The 19411-nt window shown below is 55.4% G+C and carries 22 protein-coding genes, 1 pseudogene and 1 riboswitch; of the genes and pseudogenes, 8 read left to right on the top strand and 15 right to left on the bottom strand.

What is annotated here, in order from left to right; genetic code table 11:
- Window positions 1-7: 7 nt before the first annotated feature.
- The 7 genes and pseudogenes from AAC636_RS10950 to AAC636_RS10980 form a co-directional block, all read left to right on the top strand.
- Window positions 8-313, top strand: a complete 306-nt coding sequence (locus AAC636_RS10950; RefSeq protein ID WP_317655731.1) for a chorismate mutase — start codon at window positions 8-10, stop codon at window positions 311-313.
- A 41-nt stretch (window positions 314-354) separates the two neighbouring features.
- The gene (rpsP, locus tag AAC636_RS10955; RefSeq protein WP_445322567.1) at window positions 355-864 is read left to right on the top strand and encodes a 30S ribosomal protein S16; all 510 of its coding nucleotides are present in this window, start codon (window positions 355-357) and stop codon (window positions 862-864) included.
- Window positions 865-1102: 238 nt separating this feature from the next.
- Entirely contained in the window at window positions 1103-1627 is a 525-nt protein-coding gene (gene rimM, locus AAC636_RS10960; RefSeq protein ID WP_340298370.1) for a ribosome maturation factor RimM, read from the top strand.
- Window positions 1617-2441 carry a tRNA (guanosine(37)-N1)-methyltransferase TrmD gene (trmD, locus tag AAC636_RS10965; RefSeq protein WP_340301528.1) on the top strand — a complete coding sequence of 275 codons (825 nt, stop codon included), beginning with the start codon at window positions 1617-1619 and terminating at the stop codon, window positions 2439-2441. Before rimM ends, trmD begins: the two co-directional genes overlap by 11 nt.
- 266 nt (window positions 2442-2707) lie before the next feature.
- Complete coding sequence (gene rplS / locus AAC636_RS10970) at window positions 2708-3094, top strand: 50S ribosomal protein L19 (RefSeq protein WP_340301529.1); 387 nt, start codon at window positions 2708-2710, stop codon at window positions 3092-3094.
- Window positions 3095-3108: 14 nt separating this feature from the next.
- The gene (gene rpmE / locus AAC636_RS10975) at window positions 3109-3330 is read left to right on the top strand and encodes a 50S ribosomal protein L31 (protein WP_317655736.1); all 222 of its coding nucleotides are present in this window, start codon (window positions 3109-3111) and stop codon (window positions 3328-3330) included.
- A gap of 172 nt (window positions 3331-3502) precedes the next feature.
- Window positions 3503-3703: pseudogene (locus AAC636_RS10980) on the top strand (division plane positioning ATPase MipZ); the annotation flags it as partial.
- A gap of 142 nt (window positions 3704-3845) precedes the next feature.
- On the opposite strand, the gene rpsA reads toward AAC636_RS10980, so the two are convergent.
- From rpsA to miaB, 13 genes are all read right to left on the bottom strand, one after another.
- Complete coding sequence (gene rpsA / locus AAC636_RS10985) at window positions 3846-5525, bottom strand: 30S ribosomal protein S1 (RefSeq protein WP_340301530.1); 1680 nt, start codon at window positions 5523-5525, stop codon at window positions 3846-3848.
- A gap of 208 nt (window positions 5526-5733) precedes the next feature.
- Complete coding sequence (locus AAC636_RS10990) at window positions 5734-6330, bottom strand: (d)CMP kinase (RefSeq protein ID WP_340301531.1); 597 nt, start codon at window positions 6328-6330, stop codon at window positions 5734-5736.
- Window positions 6327-7679: a 3-phosphoshikimate 1-carboxyvinyltransferase gene (gene aroA / locus AAC636_RS10995; RefSeq protein WP_340301532.1), complete on the bottom strand. Its 1353-nt coding sequence runs from the start codon at window positions 7677-7679 to the stop codon at window positions 6327-6329. Before aroA ends, AAC636_RS10990 begins: the two co-directional genes overlap by 4 nt.
- A 76-nt stretch (window positions 7680-7755) precedes the next feature.
- Window positions 7756-8457 (bottom strand): tRNA (guanine(46)-N(7))-methyltransferase TrmB, encoded by a 702-nt coding sequence (gene trmB / locus AAC636_RS11000; RefSeq protein WP_340301533.1) that lies wholly within the window; start codon window positions 8455-8457, stop codon window positions 7756-7758.
- A 59-nt stretch (window positions 8458-8516) separates the two neighbouring features.
- Window positions 8517-9698 (bottom strand): methionine adenosyltransferase, encoded by a 1182-nt coding sequence (gene metK / locus AAC636_RS11005; RefSeq protein WP_317655744.1) that lies wholly within the window; start codon window positions 9696-9698, stop codon window positions 8517-8519.
- A 6-nt stretch (window positions 9699-9704) separates the two neighbouring features.
- A riboswitch (SAM-SAH riboswitch) is annotated at window positions 9705-9754 on the bottom strand.
- Window positions 9755-9772: 18 nt separating this feature from the next.
- Window positions 9773-11293, bottom strand: coding sequence for an apolipoprotein N-acyltransferase (gene lnt, locus AAC636_RS11010; protein WP_340301582.1), 1521 nt, complete (start codon window positions 11291-11293; stop codon window positions 9773-9775).
- A 2-nt stretch (window positions 11294-11295) separates the two neighbouring features.
- Window positions 11296-12195, bottom strand: a complete 900-nt coding sequence (locus AAC636_RS11015) for a hemolysin family protein (RefSeq protein WP_340301534.1) — start codon at window positions 12193-12195, stop codon at window positions 11296-11298.
- Between the two features lie 44 nt (window positions 12196-12239).
- A complete protein-coding gene (gene ybeY / locus AAC636_RS11020; protein ID WP_340301535.1) occupies window positions 12240-12734 on the bottom strand; it encodes an rRNA maturation RNase YbeY in 495 nt (164 codons plus the stop codon).
- A gap of 11 nt (window positions 12735-12745) precedes the next feature.
- Window positions 12746-13765: a PhoH family protein gene (locus AAC636_RS11025; RefSeq protein ID WP_317655747.1), complete on the bottom strand. Its 1020-nt coding sequence runs from the start codon at window positions 13763-13765 to the stop codon at window positions 12746-12748.
- Between the two features lie 124 nt (window positions 13766-13889).
- Window positions 13890-14216: a hypothetical protein gene (locus tag AAC636_RS11030; RefSeq protein ID WP_340301536.1), complete on the bottom strand. Its 327-nt coding sequence runs from the start codon at window positions 14214-14216 to the stop codon at window positions 13890-13892.
- Window positions 14217-14227: 11 nt separating this feature from the next.
- Window positions 14228-14596 (bottom strand): OmpA family protein, encoded by a 369-nt coding sequence (locus AAC636_RS11035; protein WP_340301537.1) that lies wholly within the window; start codon window positions 14594-14596, stop codon window positions 14228-14230.
- 39 nt (window positions 14597-14635) lie between these two features.
- Window positions 14636-14812, bottom strand: coding sequence for a hypothetical protein (locus AAC636_RS11040; protein WP_340301538.1), 177 nt, complete (start codon window positions 14810-14812; stop codon window positions 14636-14638).
- Between the two features lie 205 nt (window positions 14813-15017).
- Window positions 15018-16340, bottom strand: coding sequence for a tRNA (N6-isopentenyl adenosine(37)-C2)-methylthiotransferase MiaB (gene miaB, locus AAC636_RS11045; RefSeq protein WP_340244573.1), 1323 nt, complete (start codon window positions 16338-16340; stop codon window positions 15018-15020).
- A gap of 153 nt (window positions 16341-16493) precedes the next feature.
- Between miaB and AAC636_RS11050 the strand changes: the two genes are divergently transcribed.
- Window positions 16494-17378, top strand: coding sequence for a hypothetical protein (locus tag AAC636_RS11050; RefSeq protein ID WP_340301539.1), 885 nt, complete (start codon window positions 16494-16496; stop codon window positions 17376-17378).
- Window positions 17379-17458: 80 nt separating this feature from the next.
- Here the strand turns inward: AAC636_RS11050 and AAC636_RS11055 are convergent, their stop codons facing one another.
- The gene (locus tag AAC636_RS11055; protein ID WP_340244575.1) at window positions 17459-17932 is read right to left on the bottom strand and encodes an Hsp20 family protein; all 474 of its coding nucleotides are present in this window, start codon (window positions 17930-17932) and stop codon (window positions 17459-17461) included.
- A 153-nt stretch (window positions 17933-18085) separates the two neighbouring features.
- Window positions 18086-19408, bottom strand: coding sequence for a glycolate oxidase subunit GlcF (gene glcF, locus AAC636_RS11060; protein ID WP_340301540.1), 1323 nt, complete (start codon window positions 19406-19408; stop codon window positions 18086-18088).
- Window positions 19409-19411 lie beyond the last annotated feature (3 nt).

The following is a 19411-nucleotide window of genomic DNA, read 5'->3' on the forward strand; positions in this document are numbered from 1 at the left end:
TCACATCATGACTGATACAGCCGCCCGCGCCGCAGCGTTGCTCAAGGAACATCGCGCCTCGATTGATCGCTTAGACGCAATTCTTGTCTATACCCTTGGCGAGCGGTTTAAGCACACCCAAGCCGTAGGGAAGTTGAAGGCACAGCATGATTTGCCCCCTTCCGACCCAGACCGCGAAGCCAAACAAATCGCGCGGCTTGAGCGTTTGGCTGAGGAGGCCGATCTCGACCCCGAATTCGCCAAGACCTTTCTGAAATTCATCATTCAGGAGGTCATCCGTCACCATGAACAACACATTGAAAACGGGCAATAAACAAAGACGCCCCGATCATCTATCCGAAGGAGAAGACTAACATGGCAATGAAAATCCGCTTGGCCCGTGGTGGCTCGAAAAAGCGCCCATTCTACAGCATCGTGGCCTCTGACAGCCGCATGCCCCGCGATGGCCGCTTCATCGAGAAGCTCGGCACATATAACCCGCTCTTGGCAAAAGACAGCGAAGATCGCGTGAAAATGAACATGGAGCGCATGAAATACTGGCTCGAGCAGGGTGCGCAGCCCACCGACCGCGTAAGCCGTTTCTTGGAAGCAGCTGGCGTTTTGGCAGCGAAAACCCGCAACAACCCGAACAAAGCCGTTCCAGGCAAAAAAGCACAAGAGCGCGCAGAAGAAAAAGCCGCTAAGGCCGCAGAAGCAGCCGAAGCAGCAGCCGCACCTGCACCTACCGCTGAAGAAGCGCCCGCAGAAGAGGCCGTTGTTGAAGAAGCAGCAGCACCTGAAGAAGCGCCTGCCGCTGAGGAAGCGCCTGCCGCTGAGGAAGCGCCTGCCGCTGAGGAAGCCGCAGAAGAAGCAAAGGCTGAGTAATCAGCCCCTGCCTTGCCCCCGCTTGTTGTGTACTGGGGGCAAGGTGGCCTTAGGGCCAAGCGTAGATGTGGCTTTGAGTATCTTAAATGCGCCGCCTGATCCTAATTTCGATCCTATGCCTTTTCGCCTACATAGGTGGGCGCGTTGAAGAACGGCGCAATGCGCAAGCGGCCTGTATTGCCCTTTCGGGCGAATGGGTCAGCGCAGATCGGTTATGCCTAAGAGAGGGCCCCGTGGAATGAGCGATCAAAACCTGATTTGTGTCGGTGCGATTGCAGGCTCCTTTGGCGTGCGCGGTGAAGTGCGCCTCAAAAGTTTTTGCGCCAATCCCGAAGATATCGGCACTTACACGCCACTGTTTTCTGAAAAAGGCGACCGCAGTTTTGAGCTTAAAATCACCCGTGCCGTCAAAGGTGGTTTTGCCGCGCGGGTTGTTGGGGTGATGACAAAAGAAGCGGCAGATGGCCTTCGCGGCACCCGTCTGTTTGCACCGCGCACGGCCCTGCCCGCCCTACCTGATGATGAGTTTTATCACAGCGACCTTCTCGGTCTTAACGTGGTCGACACAGGCGGCGCGGCGCGCGGCAAGGTGGCGGCCGTGTTGAACCATGGCGCAGGTGATATTCTCGAACTGCGCAGCGTGCCCAATCACAAAGGCAGCGTTCTTGTGCCTTTTACACAGGCGGTTGTTCCCACAGTCGACCTCAGCGCCAAGCGCATCGTGATTGATCCGCCAGAAGGCTTGTTTGACGATGACGTCTAAACCACCCCGCAGCTATGGCCGTCTGTCGATTTCGGCCAATGCGGCCCCACGGGACTTGATGGGGCCGCAGCGCCTGAAGGACGCATGGTGCGCGAAGGTCATCACACTCTTCCCTGACATGTTTCCAGGTGTCTTGGGGGGCTCACTGACGGGTAAGGCATTGCAAAGCGGTCTTTGGGCATTAGACACCATCGACCTGCGCATCTTCGGCGAGGGCAAGCACCGCAATGTTGATGATACGCCCGCAGGGGGCGGCGCAGGGCTGGTCTTGCGTCCCGACATTTTGGGGCGCGCCATGGACATGGCCGCTAATAACACACCACCTAACCCCGCACGATGGCCACGCGTCTATCTGTCACCTCGGGGGCGGCCTTTTACACAGGCCGATGCCGCGCGCTTTGCGGGCTGTGACGGCATGACCCTGTTGTGCGGGCGGTTCGAAGGGGTGGATCAACGTGTGATTGACCATTACGAGATGGAAGAAATCTCACTAGGTGATTTTGTTCTGACGGGCGGCGAGATTGCCGCCCAAGCGGTGCTTGATGCCACCATTCGCCTTATTCCGGGTGTATTGGGAAATTTTGACTCGACCCAAGAAGAAAGTTTTTCCAATGGCCTGTTGGAGCATCCGCACTATACCCGCCCCGCTGAATGGCGTGGGATGGTGATCCCCGAGGTTTTGACATCTGGCAATCACGCCCGCGTTGCCGAGTGGCGCCATGCCCAAGCCGAGGCTTTGACGCAATCGCGCCGCCCTGATCTTTGGGCGGAATATCTCTCTAAACAGGGCAAGACAGGGCGCGATAAGGCTTGATCCTTTAGGATTTGCAGCCTATACGCCATCCGTCCGCAGTCGGAATCGGCTGATCGGGCCTCTTTGGTTTTTCTTGGGGCTTTGTCCCCGCGCTTTTGCGGAACTTCGGCGCAAGGCAGATTGGCCAAAGATCACATTAGGAAAGTCAGCGTGACCTCTGGCGGACACCCCCATATGGGAACAGGTGGATCCGGTCGAAGACCAGAGCTCTCAGATGCGACCACACCTTCGCGGAGCAACCGCGAGCATTTAGAGGAGAAGATCCAATGGATCTGATCGCACAAATCGAGGCGGAACAGATTGCCGCCCTTGGGAAGACCGTTCCCGATTTCAAAGCTGGCGACACCATTCGCGTTGGCTTTAAAGTGACCGAAGGGTCGCGTTCTCGTGTGCAGATGTATGAAGGCGTTTGCATCAGCCGTAAAAACGGCAAAGGGATCGCAGGTTCGTTCACTGTTCGCAAAATTTCATTTGGTGAAGGCGTAGAGCGCGTATTCCCCCTCTACTCGACCAATATCGATTCAATCGAAGTGGTGCGCCGCGGCCGTGTTCGCCGCGCGAAGCTGTACTACTTGCGTGATCGCCGTGGTAAGTCGGCCCGTATCGCCGAGAAAACAAACTATCGCGAACTCAGCGATAACGCAGAAGCGTAAGAAGGGCTTAGACGATGAAAAAAGACATCCATCCCGATTACCACGTCATCGATGTCAAAATGACCGATGGCACCGTTGTTCAGATGAAATCCACTTGGGGTTCCGAGGGCGATACGCTTGCGCTGGATATTGACCCTTCTGTGCACCCTGCATGGACAGGTGGTGGCGCGCGCTTGATGGATACAGGCGGCCGCGTTTCCAAGTTCAAAAAGAAATACGAAGGTCTGGGTTTCTAATCCAATCGCACCTAACTGTTTCAAAACACCGTCCCTTTGGGGCGGTGTTTTTCATTTTAGCCATAAGTTAAATGTCTTTCTTGATAAATAGCGCAGCATTCCTTCCGTATATTGAGGATCAACGGAATGCGCCCACAATATCGGGTGCGCAGTGGGGTAAGTGAGGTTCGTTTTGGCGCATATTATCGTATTCGGGAACGAAAAGGGCGATTCGGGCAAGTCGACCACAACCATGCATGTGGCCACAGCACTGGTGCGCGAGGGGTTTAAGGTTGGTGGTCTAGATCTGGATTTGCGGCAGCGCAGTTTCCACCGCTATATCGAAAACCGCCAAGCCACGATGCAAAAACGTGCAATCTCTCTGCCCTGCCCGCATTGATGCTTAGTTCTCCAGCAAGGCGCAAAAGATGAAAAATCTATGGGCTGCGACAGCCTGTCGCTCCGACAAAGAAAAAGCCCCGCTCTGCTGAGCGGGGCAATTCCATCTCATAACGGGGCGAAGGCCCGCGTGATGATTATTCGTCTTTGTTCAATGCAGCGCCAAGGATATCGCCCAAGCTTGCACCAGAATCGGATGAGCCATACTGCTCGACCGCTTCTTTTTCTTCGGCGATTTCGCGTGCCTTGATCGACAGGCCCAGTTTGCGGGTCTTCGCATCGATATTGGTTACGCGCACATCGATCTTGTCACCAACCGAGAAACGGTCAGAGCGCTGATCACCACGGTCGCGGCTGAGGTCAGAGCGGCGAATGAAGGATTTCATGCCTTCATATTCCACTTCCAAACCGCCTTCTTCGACCGAAGTCACAACAACAGTGATGACCGAGCCACGCTTCACACCGCCAACGGCATCTGCGAATGGGTCGCCATCAACAGCTTTGATCGACAGGGAGATACGCTCTTTCTCAACGTCAACTTCGGCTACAACCGCTTTAACCATATCGCCTTTGCGGTAATCGCCGATCACATCCTCGCCACGGCCTTCCCATGTCAGGTCAGACAGGTGAACCATGCCGTCAATGTCGTTGTCGAGGCCGATGAACAAACCGAATTCGGTGATGTTCTTGATCTCGCCTTCAACCGCGGTGCCAACAGGATGGGTTTCTGCAAACACTTCCCATGGGTTGCGCATGGTCTGCTTGAGACCAAGCGATACGCGGCGTTTGGAGCTGTCGATCTCCAGAACCATAACTTCGACTTCTTGGCTGGTCGAAACGATCTTGCCAGGATGCACGTTTTTCTTTGTCCAAGACATCTCAGAAACGTGCACGAGACCTTCAACGCCAGGCTCCAGCTCAACAAATGCACCGTAATCGGTGATGTTGGTCACGCGGCCCATGTGAACGGATTCAAGCGGGAATTTCGCTTCAACGGAATCCCATGGATCGTCCAACAGCTGCTTCATGCCGAGGCTGATGCGATGGGTATCTTTGTTGACCTTGATCACCTGAACCTTCACGGTCTCACCAATTGTGAGAACCTCTTTTGGATCATTCACACGGCGCCATGCCATGTCGGTGACGTGCAACAGGCCGTCAACACCGCCCAAGTCAACAAATGCGCCGTATTCGGTGATGTTCTTGACCACACCATCCACGATGTCGCCTTCGCCCAGTTTGCCGATAACTTCGGCGCGCTGCTCGGCGCGGCTTTCCTCAAGGATTGCACGGCGGGACACAACGATATTGCCACGGCGGCGATCCATTTTCAGGATTTGGAATGGCTGCTTGAGGCCCATCAAAGGCCCTGCATCCCGCACGGGGCGCACGTCAACCTGAGACCCAGGCAAGAACGCAACAGCACCGCCAAGATCAACGGTGAAGCCACCTTTGACGCGGCCAAAGATTGCGCCATCGACACGCTCTTCTGCGGCATATGCTTTTTCCAAGCGATCCCATGCGGCTTCGCGGCGGGCCATTTCGCGGCTCAGAACCGCTTCGCCACGCGCGTTTTCCACATTGCGCAGGTACACCTCTACCTCATCGCCAACTGCGATTTCGGGGGCCTCGCCGGGATTTGCGAATTCTTTAAGGTCGATGCGGCCTTCCATTTTGTAGCCCACATCAATGATGGCTTGGCCCGCTTCGATTGCGATGACCTTACCAGTGACAACCGCACCTTCCGCGGGGGTGTCAATCTCGAAGCTTTCATTCAGAAGGGCTTCGAATTCTTCCATAGTTGCTTTAGCGCACATAGATATTCAGTTCCTTTTCATAGAGCTATTCGGGCCATGCGGTTGTCTCCGCAGGTCTTTGGTTTCGTTTTCAATCGCCCCCTCGAAAATGATGAAGGGCCGGAGGATATCCCGACCCTGCTCAATCCGAGACGTTGACCGTCTACTTGATTGCGTGGCTCTTACAGTCATTGCGCCAGTATGACAAGGGTTTTGGCCATTTTTCACACTAGCCCTTGAGGCGGGCTGTCACATGTTCTGCCGCAAGGCGAACAGCCGCCTCAATGTCCAAATCGCTGGTGTCGATCACCACCGCATCCTCGGCGGCACGCAATGGGGCATCTGCACGCGAAATATCGCGGCTGTCGCGCTCAATGATATCGTTCAAGATCTGCGCTTCATCTCCCCCAAGTTCCAAATAGCGGCGATGCGCGCGCACTTCGGGGCGGGCTGTGATGAATAATTTCAAATCCGCATCGGGGCAGATCACCGTGCCAATATCGCGCCCATCTAAAACGGCGCCGCCGTTTCGACGGGCAAACTCGCGTTGAAATGTCACCAAGGCACTGCGCACCTCGGGGATCACAGCAACTTTTGAGGCAGCTTGCCCCGCCGCATGGCTTCGCAGATCAGTTTGGGCCAGATCGGCAGCTGTCAGATTTTGCGCGGCTATCTCAGGCGCGGCGCCATCGGCCACTTTTGCCCCAACGGCCCGATAAAGCAGGCCTGTATCGAGATGGGCAAAGCCAAATTGATCAGCCAAGCGGCGGCTTATCGTGCCCTTACCTGCGGCCGCAGGCCCATCAATGGCGACCGTGAAAATCAAACGTCCACCTCGCCAAGCGTGGCGCCAAGCCCCCGCATCAGGTCAATGAAGATGGGGAATGAAGTCGTAATTGGCCCGCCATCATCAATTTGCACGGGTTCTTTGGTGGACAGCCCCAAGCACAAGAAAGACATGGCGATCCGATGATCCAAATGCGTTGCACATATCGCGCCGCCTTGCACACCGCCCGCACCGCGGCCCTGCACAATCCACCAATCAGGGCCATCTTCCACCTCAACCCCATTTGCGCGCAGACCTGTGGCCATGGCATCAATGCGGTCGCTTTCCTTGACGCGCAGTTCTTTGACCCCGCGCATCACAGTCGCGCCCGTGGCATTCGCGGCCACAACCGACAGAATTGGGTATTCATCAATCATACTTGCGGCGCGCTCAGGCGGAACTTCGATCCCCTTGAGATGAGGTGAGAAACGCGCACGGATGTCTGCCATAGGCTCTCCGCCTTCATCGCGGATGTTTTCATAGGTCAAATCCGCCCCCATCTCGATCAGGGTTTCAAACAAACCTGCGCGGGTGTGGTTAAGTCCGATATTTGGCACCAATACATCTGAGCCTTCCGTGATAAGCGCCGCACAAATTGGGAAGGCCGCGGAGGAGGGATCACGGGGCACAGTGATATCCTGTGGGCGCAATTCTGGTTGGCCCTCTAAGGTGATCACGCGCCCCTCATCGGTCTGCTCGCTCGTAATCGTTGCGCCAAAACCCGCAAGCATCCGTTCGGTATGGTCCCGCGTGGCCTCTTCTTCGATGACCACAGTTTGTCCACGCACATTCAAGCCCGCCAACAGAACCGCAGATTTGACCTGCGCTGAGGGCACAGGCAACTTATAGCGCACAGGCACGGGGGTTTCCGCACCGATAATCGTCATCGGCAAGCGCCCGCCTGAGCGCCCAAAGGCCTGTGCACCAAAAAGGGCGAGCGGGTCTGTGACCCGTGCCATGGGGCGCTTATTGAGGCTTGCATCGCCTGTAAAGGTGGCGGCAATTGGGGTTGTGGCCATAGCCCCCATAATCAGACGCACACCCGTTCCAGAATTGCCGCAATCAATCACATGATCAGGCTCGGCAAAGCCACCAACACCAACGCCGTCCACATGCCACTCGCCATCCGCAACACGCGTGACGCGGGCACCGAAGGAGGCCATCGCCTTGGCCGTATCCAAAACATCTTGCCCCTCAAGCAACCCTTTGATGCGCGTCTGCCCAATGGCCATCGCCCCAAAAATAAGGCTGCGATGCGAGATGGATTTATCGCCTGGCACATGCGCCTCGCCCGACAAACCCGCGGATTTCCGCGCCTGCATTTTTATAGGTTTTCCGTGGGCAGACATGCTTCATTCCCTCGCAAATTAACTTGGCCCATCTGATAGCGGTGACAGCCCGCCGCGTCCACAGGCTTTGGGGGTATTACCCCAATCGGCGGAAGGTCAGATAATGGGGAACCCGCCCCTCCCGCAGGGCTTTTTGTTCGTAACGGGTGGAAATCCAATCGCCCCAAGGTTTGCGCCAATCCTCTGGTCCTTCGGCCAACCATTCAAACCCTGCCTTTGGAACTTCCTCCAATGTCTGGCGGACATAGTCGGGAATATCAGTGGCAACCCGAAAAATCGCGGCGGGCTGCAAAACCCGCGCTAAAGGTTCCAAATGCTCAGGCGTGACGAAACGGCGGCGATGGTGGCGTTTCTTCGGCCACGGATCAGGATAAAGCAAAAACGCACGCGCTATTGATGCATCAGGCAGCACATCAAACATATCGCGCACATCGCCCGGAAAAACCCGCAGATTGGCGACACCGCTGGCGCGGATTTTGCCAAGCAGCATGGCCACGCCATTGATATAGGGCTCGCAACCAATCAATCCGACATTGGGGTTCAGCGCGGCTTGGTGCACCATGTGCTCGCCGCCGCCAAACCCAACCTCAAGCCAAACATCGCGCCCGCCAAATATCGTCTCAAGATCAAGGGCTGTGCGATCGGGGTTCTCGTCCCAATCAACCGCGCCAGGACTAAGCTTGGCCAAGTCTTGTTCCAAATAGGCTTCTTGGCTGTCGCGCAGGTTATGCCCTTTGCGGCGGCCATAGAAATTGCGGTGAGGTCTGGCTTCAGTCATCTTTGAAAGAAGGCCCCAACCAAATCGGTCAGGGCCATACTCCATGTGCAAGGTTCAAATTAGAGCGCGGATTTGATCGCATCGACCAGATCAGTGCGCTCCCACGAGAAGCCACCATCTGCCTCGGGGGCGCGGCCAAAATGGCCATAGGCCGCGGTGCGCTGGAAGATTGGCTTATTCAAACCCAAATGTAGGCGAATGCCGCGTGGGGTCAGGTTCATCGCCTGCGCCACGGCGCGCTCAATCGCGGCCTCATCGACATTGCCCGTGCCATGTGTGTCGGCATAGATCGACAAAGGCTTGGCCACGCCAATCGCATAGGACAGCTGAATAGTGCAGCGATCTGCAAGACCCGCAGCCACCACGTTTTTCGCCAAATAGCGCGCCGCATAGGCGGCTGAGCGATCCACCTTGGTTGGATCTTTGCCCGAGAACGCACCGCCGCCATGTGGGGCCGCGCCACCATAGGTGTCTACGATGATCTTGCGCCCTGTGAGGCCCGCATCGCCATCAGGGCCACCAATAACGAATTTACCCGTTGGGTTAACGTGCCATTCTGTGGCGGCGGTCAGCCACCCCTCGGGCAGCACTTCGCGGATATAAGGCTCGACCAAGTCCCGCACATCGGCGGAGGTCATGCTTTCGTCCAAATGCTGTGTCGACAAAACCAAGGAAGTGATTTCAACTGGCTTGCCATCCTCATAGCGCACAGAAAGCTGCGATTTCGCATCTGGCCCAAGCTGCGGGGCCGCACCCGATTTGCGTGCCTCAGCCAAACGGCGCAGGATCGCATGGGAATATTGGATCGGGGCGGGCATCAGATCAGGGGTTTCATTGGTGGCAAAGCCAAACATGATCCCTTGGTCGCCTGCACCCTCGTCTTTATCCTCTGCGGCGTTCACGCCTTGTGCGATATGGGCGGATTGCTCGTGCAAGAGGTTGGTGATCTCACAGGTTTTCCAATGGAATTTGTCCTGCTCATACCCAATGTCGCGGATACACGCGCGGGCGATATCTTCGATACGGCCCATGTAGTCGCGCAGCTTATCTTGGTCGGACAAACCAACCTCGCCTCCGATAACAACGCGATTGGTCGTGGCGAAAGTCTCGCAGGCAACACGCGCTTCTGGTTCTTCGGACAAAAACGCGTCCAAGACCGCATCAGAGATACGATCGCATACTTTATCAGGATGACCTTCCGAAACGGATTCGGAGGTGAAAACATAGTGCTTACGGGACATGATAAGTGCTCCATTGGGGTTAAAGCCGCCACGTCAGGAAGCCGTTGTGGGGCCAAGATTGCGCCGCTTTATCTTCAACTGCGGGTGGGATCAACCATATCAACACGCCGCTTGCGCAAAAATGCGCCCAAGAGCCCCAAAAGCATCACCCCATAAGCTACATCCCCAAACCGCGCATAAAGGGTCGGGGGTAAGGATGGGGGCAAGGTGGCATCAATCACACCCATCTCTCCCATTCCCAAAGCAGACATGATTTCGCCACGCGCATCTATCACGGCGCTGACCCCTGTATTGGCGGCGCGCAAAACAGGCAAACCTTGCTCCGCTGCGCGCAGCTGAAGCAGGGCCAAATGCTGGTACGGGCCTGAAAACTGACCAAACCACGCATCATTGGTGGCATGGAACATCCAATCAGGGCGCGGCACATCCGCAATATAATGCGGGAAAATAGCCTCGTAACAGACCACCGGGAACACCGTTCCAAGATCTGCGCCGAGGTCAAAGACCTGTGGCCCTGACCCGCGTGAGAAACTTAGACCCATGCGATTTGCGAGCCCGTGTAACCCCATCTCGCGCGCAAGGGATTGCAAGGGCATATATTCCCCGAAAGGCACCAAATGATGCTTATCATAGGTTGCGGTAACTGCGCCCGTTTGATCCACCAAGGCAAGGGAGTTATAAGCAATCTCCCCCTCAAGACGTTGTGCGCCCAAAAACAACAGGCCACCGCCTGCAGCAGAGGCCAGATCTTGGCGGATGGTTTCGGTATTCTCCAGGAGCGAAGTTAAAACCGTTTCGGGATAAAGCACCAAATCGGGCCGTGCGCCCCCTGCCTCACGGACGGGCAGAGCGGTGAGATCAAGAATCCGATCTTGAAAAAACGGCTTCATCTCAGGCCGCCATTTGAGGTCTTGTGCAGCATTGGGTTGAATGATGCGGATCAGCGGCGCATCTGGGGCCGCCTGTGGCGCGGGAAAGACTGGCATGAACACCCAAAGCGCCACAATGCCGCCCAACAGCCCCCCAACGAAACGCCACGCGCCGTTAATTGTAAAATGGGCCAAAAGACCCGCAGCACTGAGCAACAGGAGGCCCATCCCATGCGCACCGATGACCCCCGCCAAAATCCGCAAATTGGTGCCAATCATGGCGTGGCCAAACATTGCCCAAGGAAACCCCGTCAGGATATAGGCGCGCAGATATTCCCCAAATGACAGCGCCAGAACAATCGCCATGATGCGGGCCGCACGGCCTTGGGGACGGGCCAAGGCGCATATCACCCAGACGGGCAGTGCGAAAAACAGAGCCAACCCACCTGATAAGGCCAAAATAGCAAAAGGGGCCATCCACCCCTCTTGCGCTGCATAGACCATGAAGGGCTCGACAATCCAATGCAGCGCAAGGATGAAGTAGCCCAATCCCCCCCAAAACGCGGAAACCGCGGCGGCCTTAGGGGTTGGCGATTGGGCCAAGAGATAGATCAAAGCGCCCAATCCCAACGGGGTCGCGATGAGTATGTTAAACGGCGCAATGCCCAGAGCCGCGCCTAAACCTGCGCAAAATGCCAACAGACGCGGATCGCGCAGCCGTGTCATGATCACGCAGCGTCACCTTTGGGCAATCGCACACGCAACCGTTTGATCCGCCGCGCATCGGCATCGACAACTTCGAACTCGGCACCAGAAGGGTGCGGAACGATTTCCCCGCGCGCGGGAATACGCCCCGTCAGTTTGAACACCAAACCACCAAGGGTGTCTATTTCCTCATCTTCGTCAGCGTCCAGCAGTTTGATCCCAATCTCGGCTTCAAACTCGTCTAATGGGGCACGGGCAAGGGCGAGATAAGCGCCTGATTTCTCATGGCTCCATGGGCTGTCTTCTTCGACATCATGCTCATCTTCGATCTCACCGATAACCTGTTCGATCAAATCTTCGATGGTCACCAAACCATCGGCACCGCCATATTCGTCAATCACCAAAGCCATATGGGTGCGCTCGGTCTGCATTTTTTGCAGAAGCACCCCAATCGGCATGGAGGGCGGCGCATAGAGCAAGGGCCGCAGCATAGAGCGTAAATCGAAATCACCGTCCGACTTGTGAAAGCCATGGCCTAAGGCAACGTCTTTCAAATGGACGAGGCCGATGGGGCTATCGAGGGTGCCATCGTAAACAGGTAGGCGCGTGTTGCCGCTTTCGCGAAACACCGCGATGAGATCGTCAAGGCTGATATCAGCGGGCACCGCCGTTATCTCGACACGCGGGATCGACACATCCTCGACCCGCAAACGGCGCAGATTGGACATGCCAAATTGCGCAAAGGATTTACCCTCACTTGCGGGGTGGCTCAGGCTTTCGCCTTCGGCATGATCTGCATGATCGGGGTCTGATGGGCTAGACCCAAAAAGACGGGAGAAGAAACTTTGCCTTTGCGGCAGAGGCTCGTCATCAAGGGGCGCGCTTTGCGCCGCGATAGACGAGGGTTCGGGATTTGAGCTCATAGCCCCTTTCCAAGGTTACACTGACAAAACTTGTGCCATCCGCCCTAATATGGGTCAGCAACCCCCAGTCTGGCAAGGATGCGTGTCTCTAAACTTTCCATCACCGTGGCATCGGGATCATTTATATGATCAAATCCCAACAAATGAAGGATCGAATGAACCATCAAATGGGTCAAATGATCATCAAAATCTTTGCCCTGCTCCTCCGCCTCGCGGGCGCAAGTCTCATAGGCGACTGCAATATCGCCCAATTCATGTGGTGGGCCATCCGCGGCGGGGGTCGGCAATTTGGGCATTTGACCACGGGGCAGATCAATCTCTTCTGCGGGCCAAGACAACACATTGGTCGGTGTCGGCTTGCCGCGAAAATCGCTGTTTAGGGTTGCGATTCTGGTATCGTCACAGGCCAAAACCGAAACTGCAAACCGCGCAGGATCAAGCCTAAGCTCGGCACAAATACCTTCCGCCGCGCGCGCAGTGACATCTTCAATGTCACAAGCCTGCCACGCAGGGGTTTCGATCAGAATGTCAATTTCCATGCGCCTTGCGCCTAACCTTTAACCTCATCGGCGTCATAGGCCTCGATAATCTTGGCGACCATCGGATGACGCACCACATCTTTTGCGGTGAAATAGTTAAAGCTGATCCCTGAGACAGCACCCAAAATGCGTTCGGCCTCAGCAAGGCCAGAATTTACGCCACGCGGCAAATCAACCTGACTGCGATCACCCGTGATAACCATGCGGCTGCCGCGTCCCAGACGGGTCAAGAACATCTTCATTTGCATTGTGGTTGCGTTTTGGGCTTCGTCTAAAACCACATAGGCATTGGCCAATGTCCGCCCCCGCATAAACGCCAAAGGTGCAATTTCAATGGTTTTTTCTTCCATCAATTTTTGCAATTGCCGACCGGGCAGAAAATCGTGCAGCGCATCATAAAGGGGCTGCATATAGGGATCGACCTTGTCCTTCATATCCCCAGGCAAGAATCCTAAACGCTCGCCCGCTTCCACAGCAGGGCGCGACAAGATGATCCGATCCACATGGCCATTGATCAAGCGGTTCACAGCGACAGCAACCGCCAAATAGGTTTTTCCCGTTCCCGCAGGGCCAATCCCAAAGGCCAGTTCGTTTTTCAGCAAGTTTTGAACATAGGCTTTTTGCGCATCGGTGCGAGGCTCGACCGTTTTCTTTCGGGTGCCGATTTCCAACGAGGATGCACCAAACATTTCAATCTGGTCCCCCGCGCGAACGCCTGTCCCCTCAACAGAGCCACGCATACGGATTGCGCCCTCGACATCTTCGGCCTCTACTGATTTTCCTGCCTCTAATCGCGCATAGAGACTGCCCAAAACTTCGGCCGCGCGCTCCCGCGCCTCGCCATGCACGGCCAATTGGTTGCCACGGCGAATGATCTGCACCGACAGCGTTGTTTCAATTTGCGTGAGATTTCGATCAAATTCTCCACAAAGGTCGATCAGAAGGCGATTGTCAGGAAAGCTCAGCTGCAAATCCGCAGGGGGGCCAGATTTAGGGGTGGCGGGTGCGCTCAACGTGGACAATGCCAACATACTCTCCTTCGCTTAGAGAAGATTCCTGAGTTGAGAGTGCCAAGCCCTCGCAGCCAAATCAATAGTTAGTGTGATATGCACGAAAATTTCACATATCTAGGCGACAGATGACCGATATTTGCGCCTAGAACAGACCAGCAGAGCGAATATCAGGCACAACCCCACCCGTGGCGTAGTCACCAACAACTGAATTTGGCGGGGTAAAAGTCGTGCAAACAGGCAAGCCAGACACGGGATCACGGCAGCGCGACCAATACCCTTCCGCGCCATCGTCAATCATCCAAATGTGGCAACCATCAGGGTCGACATAGATGGCGGCCTGTAACTGGCTAAGGTCTTTTGCGTCCAAACCGCGATCACGATTACTCGCAATTGGGCGGTCTAGACCTGAACAGCCCGACAAAACTGTAGCCGCCCCAATTAGGGCAATCGCCAAATATCGCTGACGCATCATGGCCCCCTTCATCTATAACATACGATTTCAACGCGGCGGTTGCGCTGCATATTGGAGGCGCTGTCATTGGGCGCAATTGGTCGGCGTTCGCCATAGCCAATTTCACGCGCCACGCGCGCCCCAACACCGCGCGCCATATTGGCCACCGATTCGGCACGGGCCTGCGAGAGGCGGATATTGTATTCATCTGAGGCGCGCGCATCAGTATGCCCATAAATCACATAGGCAAACGCACCCGCCGAGCGGAAAAACTGTTCCAACTGCGCGCGACCATTTGCGGTCAAATGCGCGCTGTCTGTCGCGAAAAGAACATGGCTATTCGTCACTGCGCAGGTGTTGACGCGCATACAGACAGGCATCCCCGTTTGGGGGTTCACACGTCCCTCCACGTAGCCCTCAAGACCGCCATCGGCGACTCAATGCATACAGCCGTCAGGATCAATCCAGATCCCCGGCTGCACGCGACCAGAAATAGCCCCACTCTGCGCCGCCGCGAATTGCGGCACAAAGGCAAGCAGCCCAATCGCCAAAAACCGCGCAGCATGTGCCATTCCATGTTGGATAAAGCTGTTCAAAAACACGCCCAATCTCAAAATTCTTTCCCTGCGACCATCCCGCTAAAATGCGGAAGAATGGTTAACAGCGCGATTATTCGAGAGAATATCCGAGCAATTTCGCTTCGGAAAGAAAAATATTTCAATATTTATATATAAATTAAGAAACAATCTCAACAAATCGTTAGAAATTGTTCCTGTTGGGGCATCCTAACCGCCGAAGGCCACCCCAGACATCCGCAGACTATACCAACGCGCCTGTCAAGGAATTAGTGGCAGACTTAATGATTCGAACCATTGCCACTTGACCAATTAATTCAGCAGGCGCGATAGCATGAACCGAATGCAAATAGCCCGATTTTCCAATCAATTGCCCCTCTTGGCGCCCATGCTTTTCAAACAGAACTGGCATTTCGCGCCCCACCATGCCGTCTTGAGCCGCCCTTTGTTGTTCGGTCAAAAGCGCCTGCAATTCTTGCAAACGGGCATCTGCAATCTCAGGCGCAACATCAGCACGCTCGGCTGCGGGCGTGCCGGGACGCGCGGAATATTTGAACGAATAAGCCTGTCCGTAATTCACTTTGCGCACCAAATCCATCGTTTGCGCAAAATCTTCATCTGTCTCGCCGGGGAAGCCCACGATGAAATCCCCAGACAGCAACAAATCAGGGCGCGCGTCGCGGATGCGCGCAATCAGGTCGAGATAGTCCTGCGCGGTATGTTTGCGGTTCATCGCTTTGAGAATACGATCAGACCCCGATTGCACAGGCAAATGAAGATAGGGCATCAGCTTGTCACAATCGCCAAAAGCCGCGATCAAGTCATCTTCCATGTCATTGGGGTGCGATGTGGTAAAGCGGATACGCGCCAAATCTTCGATTTTCGCCAATTCACGGATCAGGCGCGCAAGCCCCCATTCACGCCCATCCTCATCTTGCCCATGATAGGCATTCACATTTTGCCCCAAAAGCGTGATTTCGCGCACGCCGCGTTCGACCAGATCGCGCGCCTCCCCCAAAATGCGCGCAACGGGGCGACTGACCTCAGCGCCTCGGGTATAGGGCACAACGCAAAACGCACAGAATTTGTCGCAGCCTTCCTGCACCGTTAAAAACGCACAAGGCCCGCGCTTGGCACGGCGATCTTTTGGCAGATGCAGAAACTTATCTTCTTCGGGGAAATCTGTATCAAGGGCCTTTTCCCCTGCCTCAACCGCGCGCATCATGGCAGGAAGGCGGTGATAGGTCTGCGGGCCAACGACCAAGTCCACAATCGGTTGACGGCGCATAATCTCTTCGCCTTCGGCCTGCGCGACACAGCCCGCAACACCGATTTTCAGATTGGGGTTCTCATCGCGCAAAGGTTTAAGGCGGCCCAATTCCGAGTAGATCTTTTCCGATGCTTTCTCGCGAATGTGGCACGTGTTCAGCAGGATCATATCCGCTTCTTCCGCACTGCCCACCTGCTCATAGCCCTGACCAGACAGCGCCTCTGCCATACGCTCGCTGTCATAGACATTCATCTGGCAGCCATAGGTTTTCACGAATAGCTTTTTGGGTTCAGTCATTGCACAGGGCCTTTTTCGCAGATCGCAGCACAGGGTCATTTAGCCCAATAGGGGGCGCACATCAACGCATGTGACCCATTGAAATAGACCACAAAGCCCCGCAAATTGGGGTTGGGTTACAAAAATTTCAGAATTGGTCGGAATAAACCGCATATGCAGATCAAAGACTATGCATCTTTGGCCGAATTTCGCCGCCTGCCGCGGGGCGGGTTTGGCAAGGGGCCTTTTGCAATTTTGATTGCAGAGGATCGGGTTGAATTGGCCTCGACACTGTCTCATTTGATGCAATTGGGGTTTCGCCATGTGTTCATCGCAGCCCCCGCTGGTTTAGACATCTCACCCGAGACAGAGGGGCACACCCCAAACACTGTTTCGATTATTCGCGCGCAAACCCGCCGCGCAGATGCCGCTGCCAGTCTTGTGAATGCGCTGATCCCTCTCGTGCCAAATGAATGGGTGCATTACTGCTATAACGCTGAATATTTCTTTTACCCGTTCTGCGAGGATCGCACTGTGGGAGAAATGGCAGCCTTCATCGCGGAAGAACGCCGCGACTGCGCGCTGACCTATGTGATTGATCTCTACGCACAAGACCTGAACATTGCACCAAATGCCGTGAACCTAGATCATGCCATGCTCGACAGTGCAGGGTATTTTGCCGATGCGCGCCGTGATGAAACGGGCCGCGCTAAGGACCGCCAACATGATTTTTTGGGCGGTTTACGCTGGCGCTTTGAGGAACATGTTCCCAAAGAACGGCGGCGCATTGATCGGATCGGGTTCTTTTTGGCGAAGGAAGGGCTGCAAATGTTCGAAGATCATCGCCTCAGTGACGAGGAAATGAACACTTTTGCGTGCCAATGGCACCATTCCGTCACCGCAACCATATGTTCGTTTCGCGTGGCCAAAGCACTGCGCAGCAATGCAGGATCTCGCTATGATATCGGGGATTTTCGCTGGCACCGCTCAAAGCGGTTCCAATGGTCTAGTCAGCAATTGATGGATTTGGGCCTGATGGAACCAGGGCAGTGGTTCTAGTCTCACAGACGCCCCTGCTACGGAACACCGCCTGCGCGCACGAGGGAGGGCGCGCGCGCAGGGGTGTCTGAAGGTCTGTCTCAGACCTCTACATCTGTCACTTCAAGTGCAGGTGTTTGTTTGGATGCCTTGCCAGATGTGATTGCAATCTGACGCGGTTTTTTTGCCTCTGGCACCTCACGCAAGAGATCGACATGCAACATGCCGTTCTCATGGCTTGCTTGGGTCACGCGCACATGATCGGCCAATTGGAACCGCTTCTCAAAAGCGCGGGTTGCAATGCCACGATGCAAATAGGTGCGGGCGGTGTCGTCTTTTTCTTTGCGGGCCGCGATGACCAGTTCCGTCTCGCGTTGCTCAACACGCAATTCAGCCTCTGAAAAACCCGCAACAGCGATTGAGATACGATAGGTATTCTCATCGGTTTTTTCGATATTATAGGGGGGGTAGCTGTTCGCGCCCGTTTCTTGCGTCAGCAGGCTGTCTAACAAATCAGCCATACGATCAAAGCCGACAGTGGCGCGGTATAGGGGGGTTAGGTCGTAGTTTCGCATAGGACATCCTCCATCAGAAGCGATACCAAGATTTGCGTGGCGCTCTACATCATGAGACACGCCAACAAGGGTTCAGGTCGGCCCGCTTGGCGGCACCGACCTTTCTGATATTGGAAGCAGCTGTTTGGGTTTCAAGACCCCTGAAACAGGGATTTAGCGCAAGATTGGCACAGGCATTTCCTGAGGTGCGCGCGACATCGCAGGCGGTTTCGGCCCACCTGTGGCCCAATCAAGCAACTCGACAGTATGCACTATAGGATGCCCTGTGCCTGACCCAATTTGCATCATGCAGCCGATATTGCCCGCAGCAATCACATCGGGCTGCAGGGCCTCAAGCGTGCGGATTTTGCGCGCCTTAAGCTTGCCCGAGATTTCAGGTTGCATAAGGTTATATGTGCCTGCCGATCCACAGCATAAGTGACTGTCGGCAGGTTCCAGCACCGTGAACCCCGCGGCTCTGAGCAAATCCTTCGGCGCGGTTTTCACCTTTTGGCCATGTTGCAGCGAACAGGCTGCATGATAGGCCACGTTCAAATCTTCGGGGGCTTTGGCGTCAGAGAAGTCCAGCTTTTGCAGAAGCTCCGAAATATCCATCGCAAGACCTGATATGGTTGCAGCATCTTCCGCCAAAGGATCGTTGCGGAACATATGTCCGTAATCCTTGACTGTGGTTCCACAGCCAGACGTGTTGATCACAATCGCGTCCAATCCTGCGCCGCGCGCCTCGCGCATCCATGCTTTGATATTGGCTGCCGCAAAGGCATGCGATTCCGTCTCGCGGCCCATGTGATGGGTCAAGGCCCCACAGCAGCCTGCACCTTCGGCCACAACCACCTCGCAGCCCAAACGGCGCAACAGGCGAATTGTGGCATCGTTGATATCCGTATTCAGCGCCCGTTGTGCGCATCCCGTCATCAAAGCAACCCGCATTTTGCGCGCGCCATGCGGCGCAAAACTTTGTGCATCATCATTGCGACTAACGGGCGGGATTTGCGCAGGCACCATGCTCAACATCGCCTTGAGCCGCGCATCAGGCATCAAAAAGGCAAAAGGCCGCCCAATCTTCGCCCCCAAAAGTGCAAGGCGAAACCGTGTCGGATAGGGCAGAATTTTCGCCAAGGCAAAGCGCAGAACACGATCCGTAAAAGGGCGCTTATAGGTGCGCTCAATATGGGCGCGGGCGTGGTCGACCAAATGCATGTAATGCACCCCCGAAGGGCAGGTGGTCATGCAGGCCAAACAGGACAAGCAGCGGTCAATATGTTTGACGGTCTTTGCGTCTGCTGGGCGCCCAGATTCAAGCATATCCTTGATCAGATAAATCCGCCCACGCGGACTGTCCAATTCATCGCCCAACACTTGATAGGTTGGGCAAGTGGCCGTGCAAAATCCGCAATGCACACAGGCGCGCAAAATCTCGTTCGAGCGCGCGGTGGCAGGATCGGCAAGCTGTTCTGGGGTGAATGTCGTCTGCATGGC

Source organism: Roseobacter sp. HKCCD5988, from assembly GCF_037830355.1.
In the GTDB taxonomy this organism is placed as follows: domain Bacteria; phylum Pseudomonadota; class Alphaproteobacteria; order Rhodobacterales; family Rhodobacteraceae; genus M30B80.

Bases quoted from the DNA above. Each gene is read 5' to 3' on its own strand.
- AAC636_RS10950 (WP_317655731.1), top strand. From the start codon at position 8: ATGACTGATACAGCCGCCCGCGCCGCAGCGTTGCTCAAGGAACATCGC.
- rpsP (WP_445322567.1), top strand. From the start codon at position 355: ATGGCAATGAAAATCCGCTTGGCCCGTGGTGGCTCGAAAAAGCGCCCA.
- rimM (WP_340298370.1), top strand. From the start codon at position 1,103: ATGAGCGATCAAAACCTGATTTGTGTCGGTGCGATTGCAGGCTCCTTT.
- trmD (WP_340301528.1), top strand. From the start codon at position 1,617: ATGACGTCTAAACCACCCCGCAGCTATGGCCGTCTGTCGATTTCGGCC.
- rplS (WP_340301529.1), top strand. From the start codon at position 2,708: ATGGATCTGATCGCACAAATCGAGGCGGAACAGATTGCCGCCCTTGGG.
- rpmE (WP_317655736.1), top strand. From the start codon at position 3,109: ATGAAAAAAGACATCCATCCCGATTACCACGTCATCGATGTCAAAATG.
- rpsA (WP_340301530.1), bottom strand. From the start codon at position 5,525: ATGTGCGCTAAAGCAACTATGGAAGAATTCGAAGCCCTTCTGAATGAA.
- aroA (WP_340301532.1), bottom strand. From the start codon at position 7,679: ATGTCTGCCCACGGAAAACCTATAAAAATGCAGGCGCGGAAATCCGCG.
- trmB (WP_340301533.1), bottom strand. From the start codon at position 8,457: ATGACTGAAGCCAGACCTCACCGCAATTTCTATGGCCGCCGCAAAGGG.
- metK (WP_317655744.1), bottom strand. From the start codon at position 9,698: ATGTCCCGTAAGCACTATGTTTTCACCTCCGAATCCGTTTCGGAAGGT.
- lnt (WP_340301582.1), bottom strand. From the start codon at position 11,293: ATGACACGGCTGCGCGATCCGCGTCTGTTGGCATTTTGCGCAGGTTTA.
- AAC636_RS11015 (WP_340301534.1), bottom strand. From the start codon at position 12,195: ATGAGCTCAAATCCCGAACCCTCGTCTATCGCGGCGCAAAGCGCGCCC.
- ybeY (WP_340301535.1), bottom strand. From the start codon at position 12,734: ATGGAAATTGACATTCTGATCGAAACCCCTGCGTGGCAGGCTTGTGAC.
- AAC636_RS11025 (WP_317655747.1), bottom strand. From the start codon at position 13,765: ATGTTGGCATTGTCCACGTTGAGCGCACCCGCCACCCCTAAATCTGGC.
- AAC636_RS11030 (WP_340301536.1), bottom strand. From the start codon at position 14,216: ATGCGTCAGCGATATTTGGCGATTGCCCTAATTGGGGCGGCTACAGTT.
- miaB (WP_340244573.1), bottom strand. From the start codon at position 16,340: ATGACTGAACCCAAAAAGCTATTCGTGAAAACCTATGGCTGCCAGATG.
- AAC636_RS11050 (WP_340301539.1), top strand. From the start codon at position 16,494: ATGCAGATCAAAGACTATGCATCTTTGGCCGAATTTCGCCGCCTGCCG.
- AAC636_RS11055 (WP_340244575.1), bottom strand. From the start codon at position 17,932: ATGCGAAACTACGACCTAACCCCCCTATACCGCGCCACTGTCGGCTTT.
- glcF (WP_340301540.1), bottom strand. From the start codon at position 19,408: ATGCAGACGACATTCACCCCAGAACAGCTTGCCGATCCTGCCACCGCG.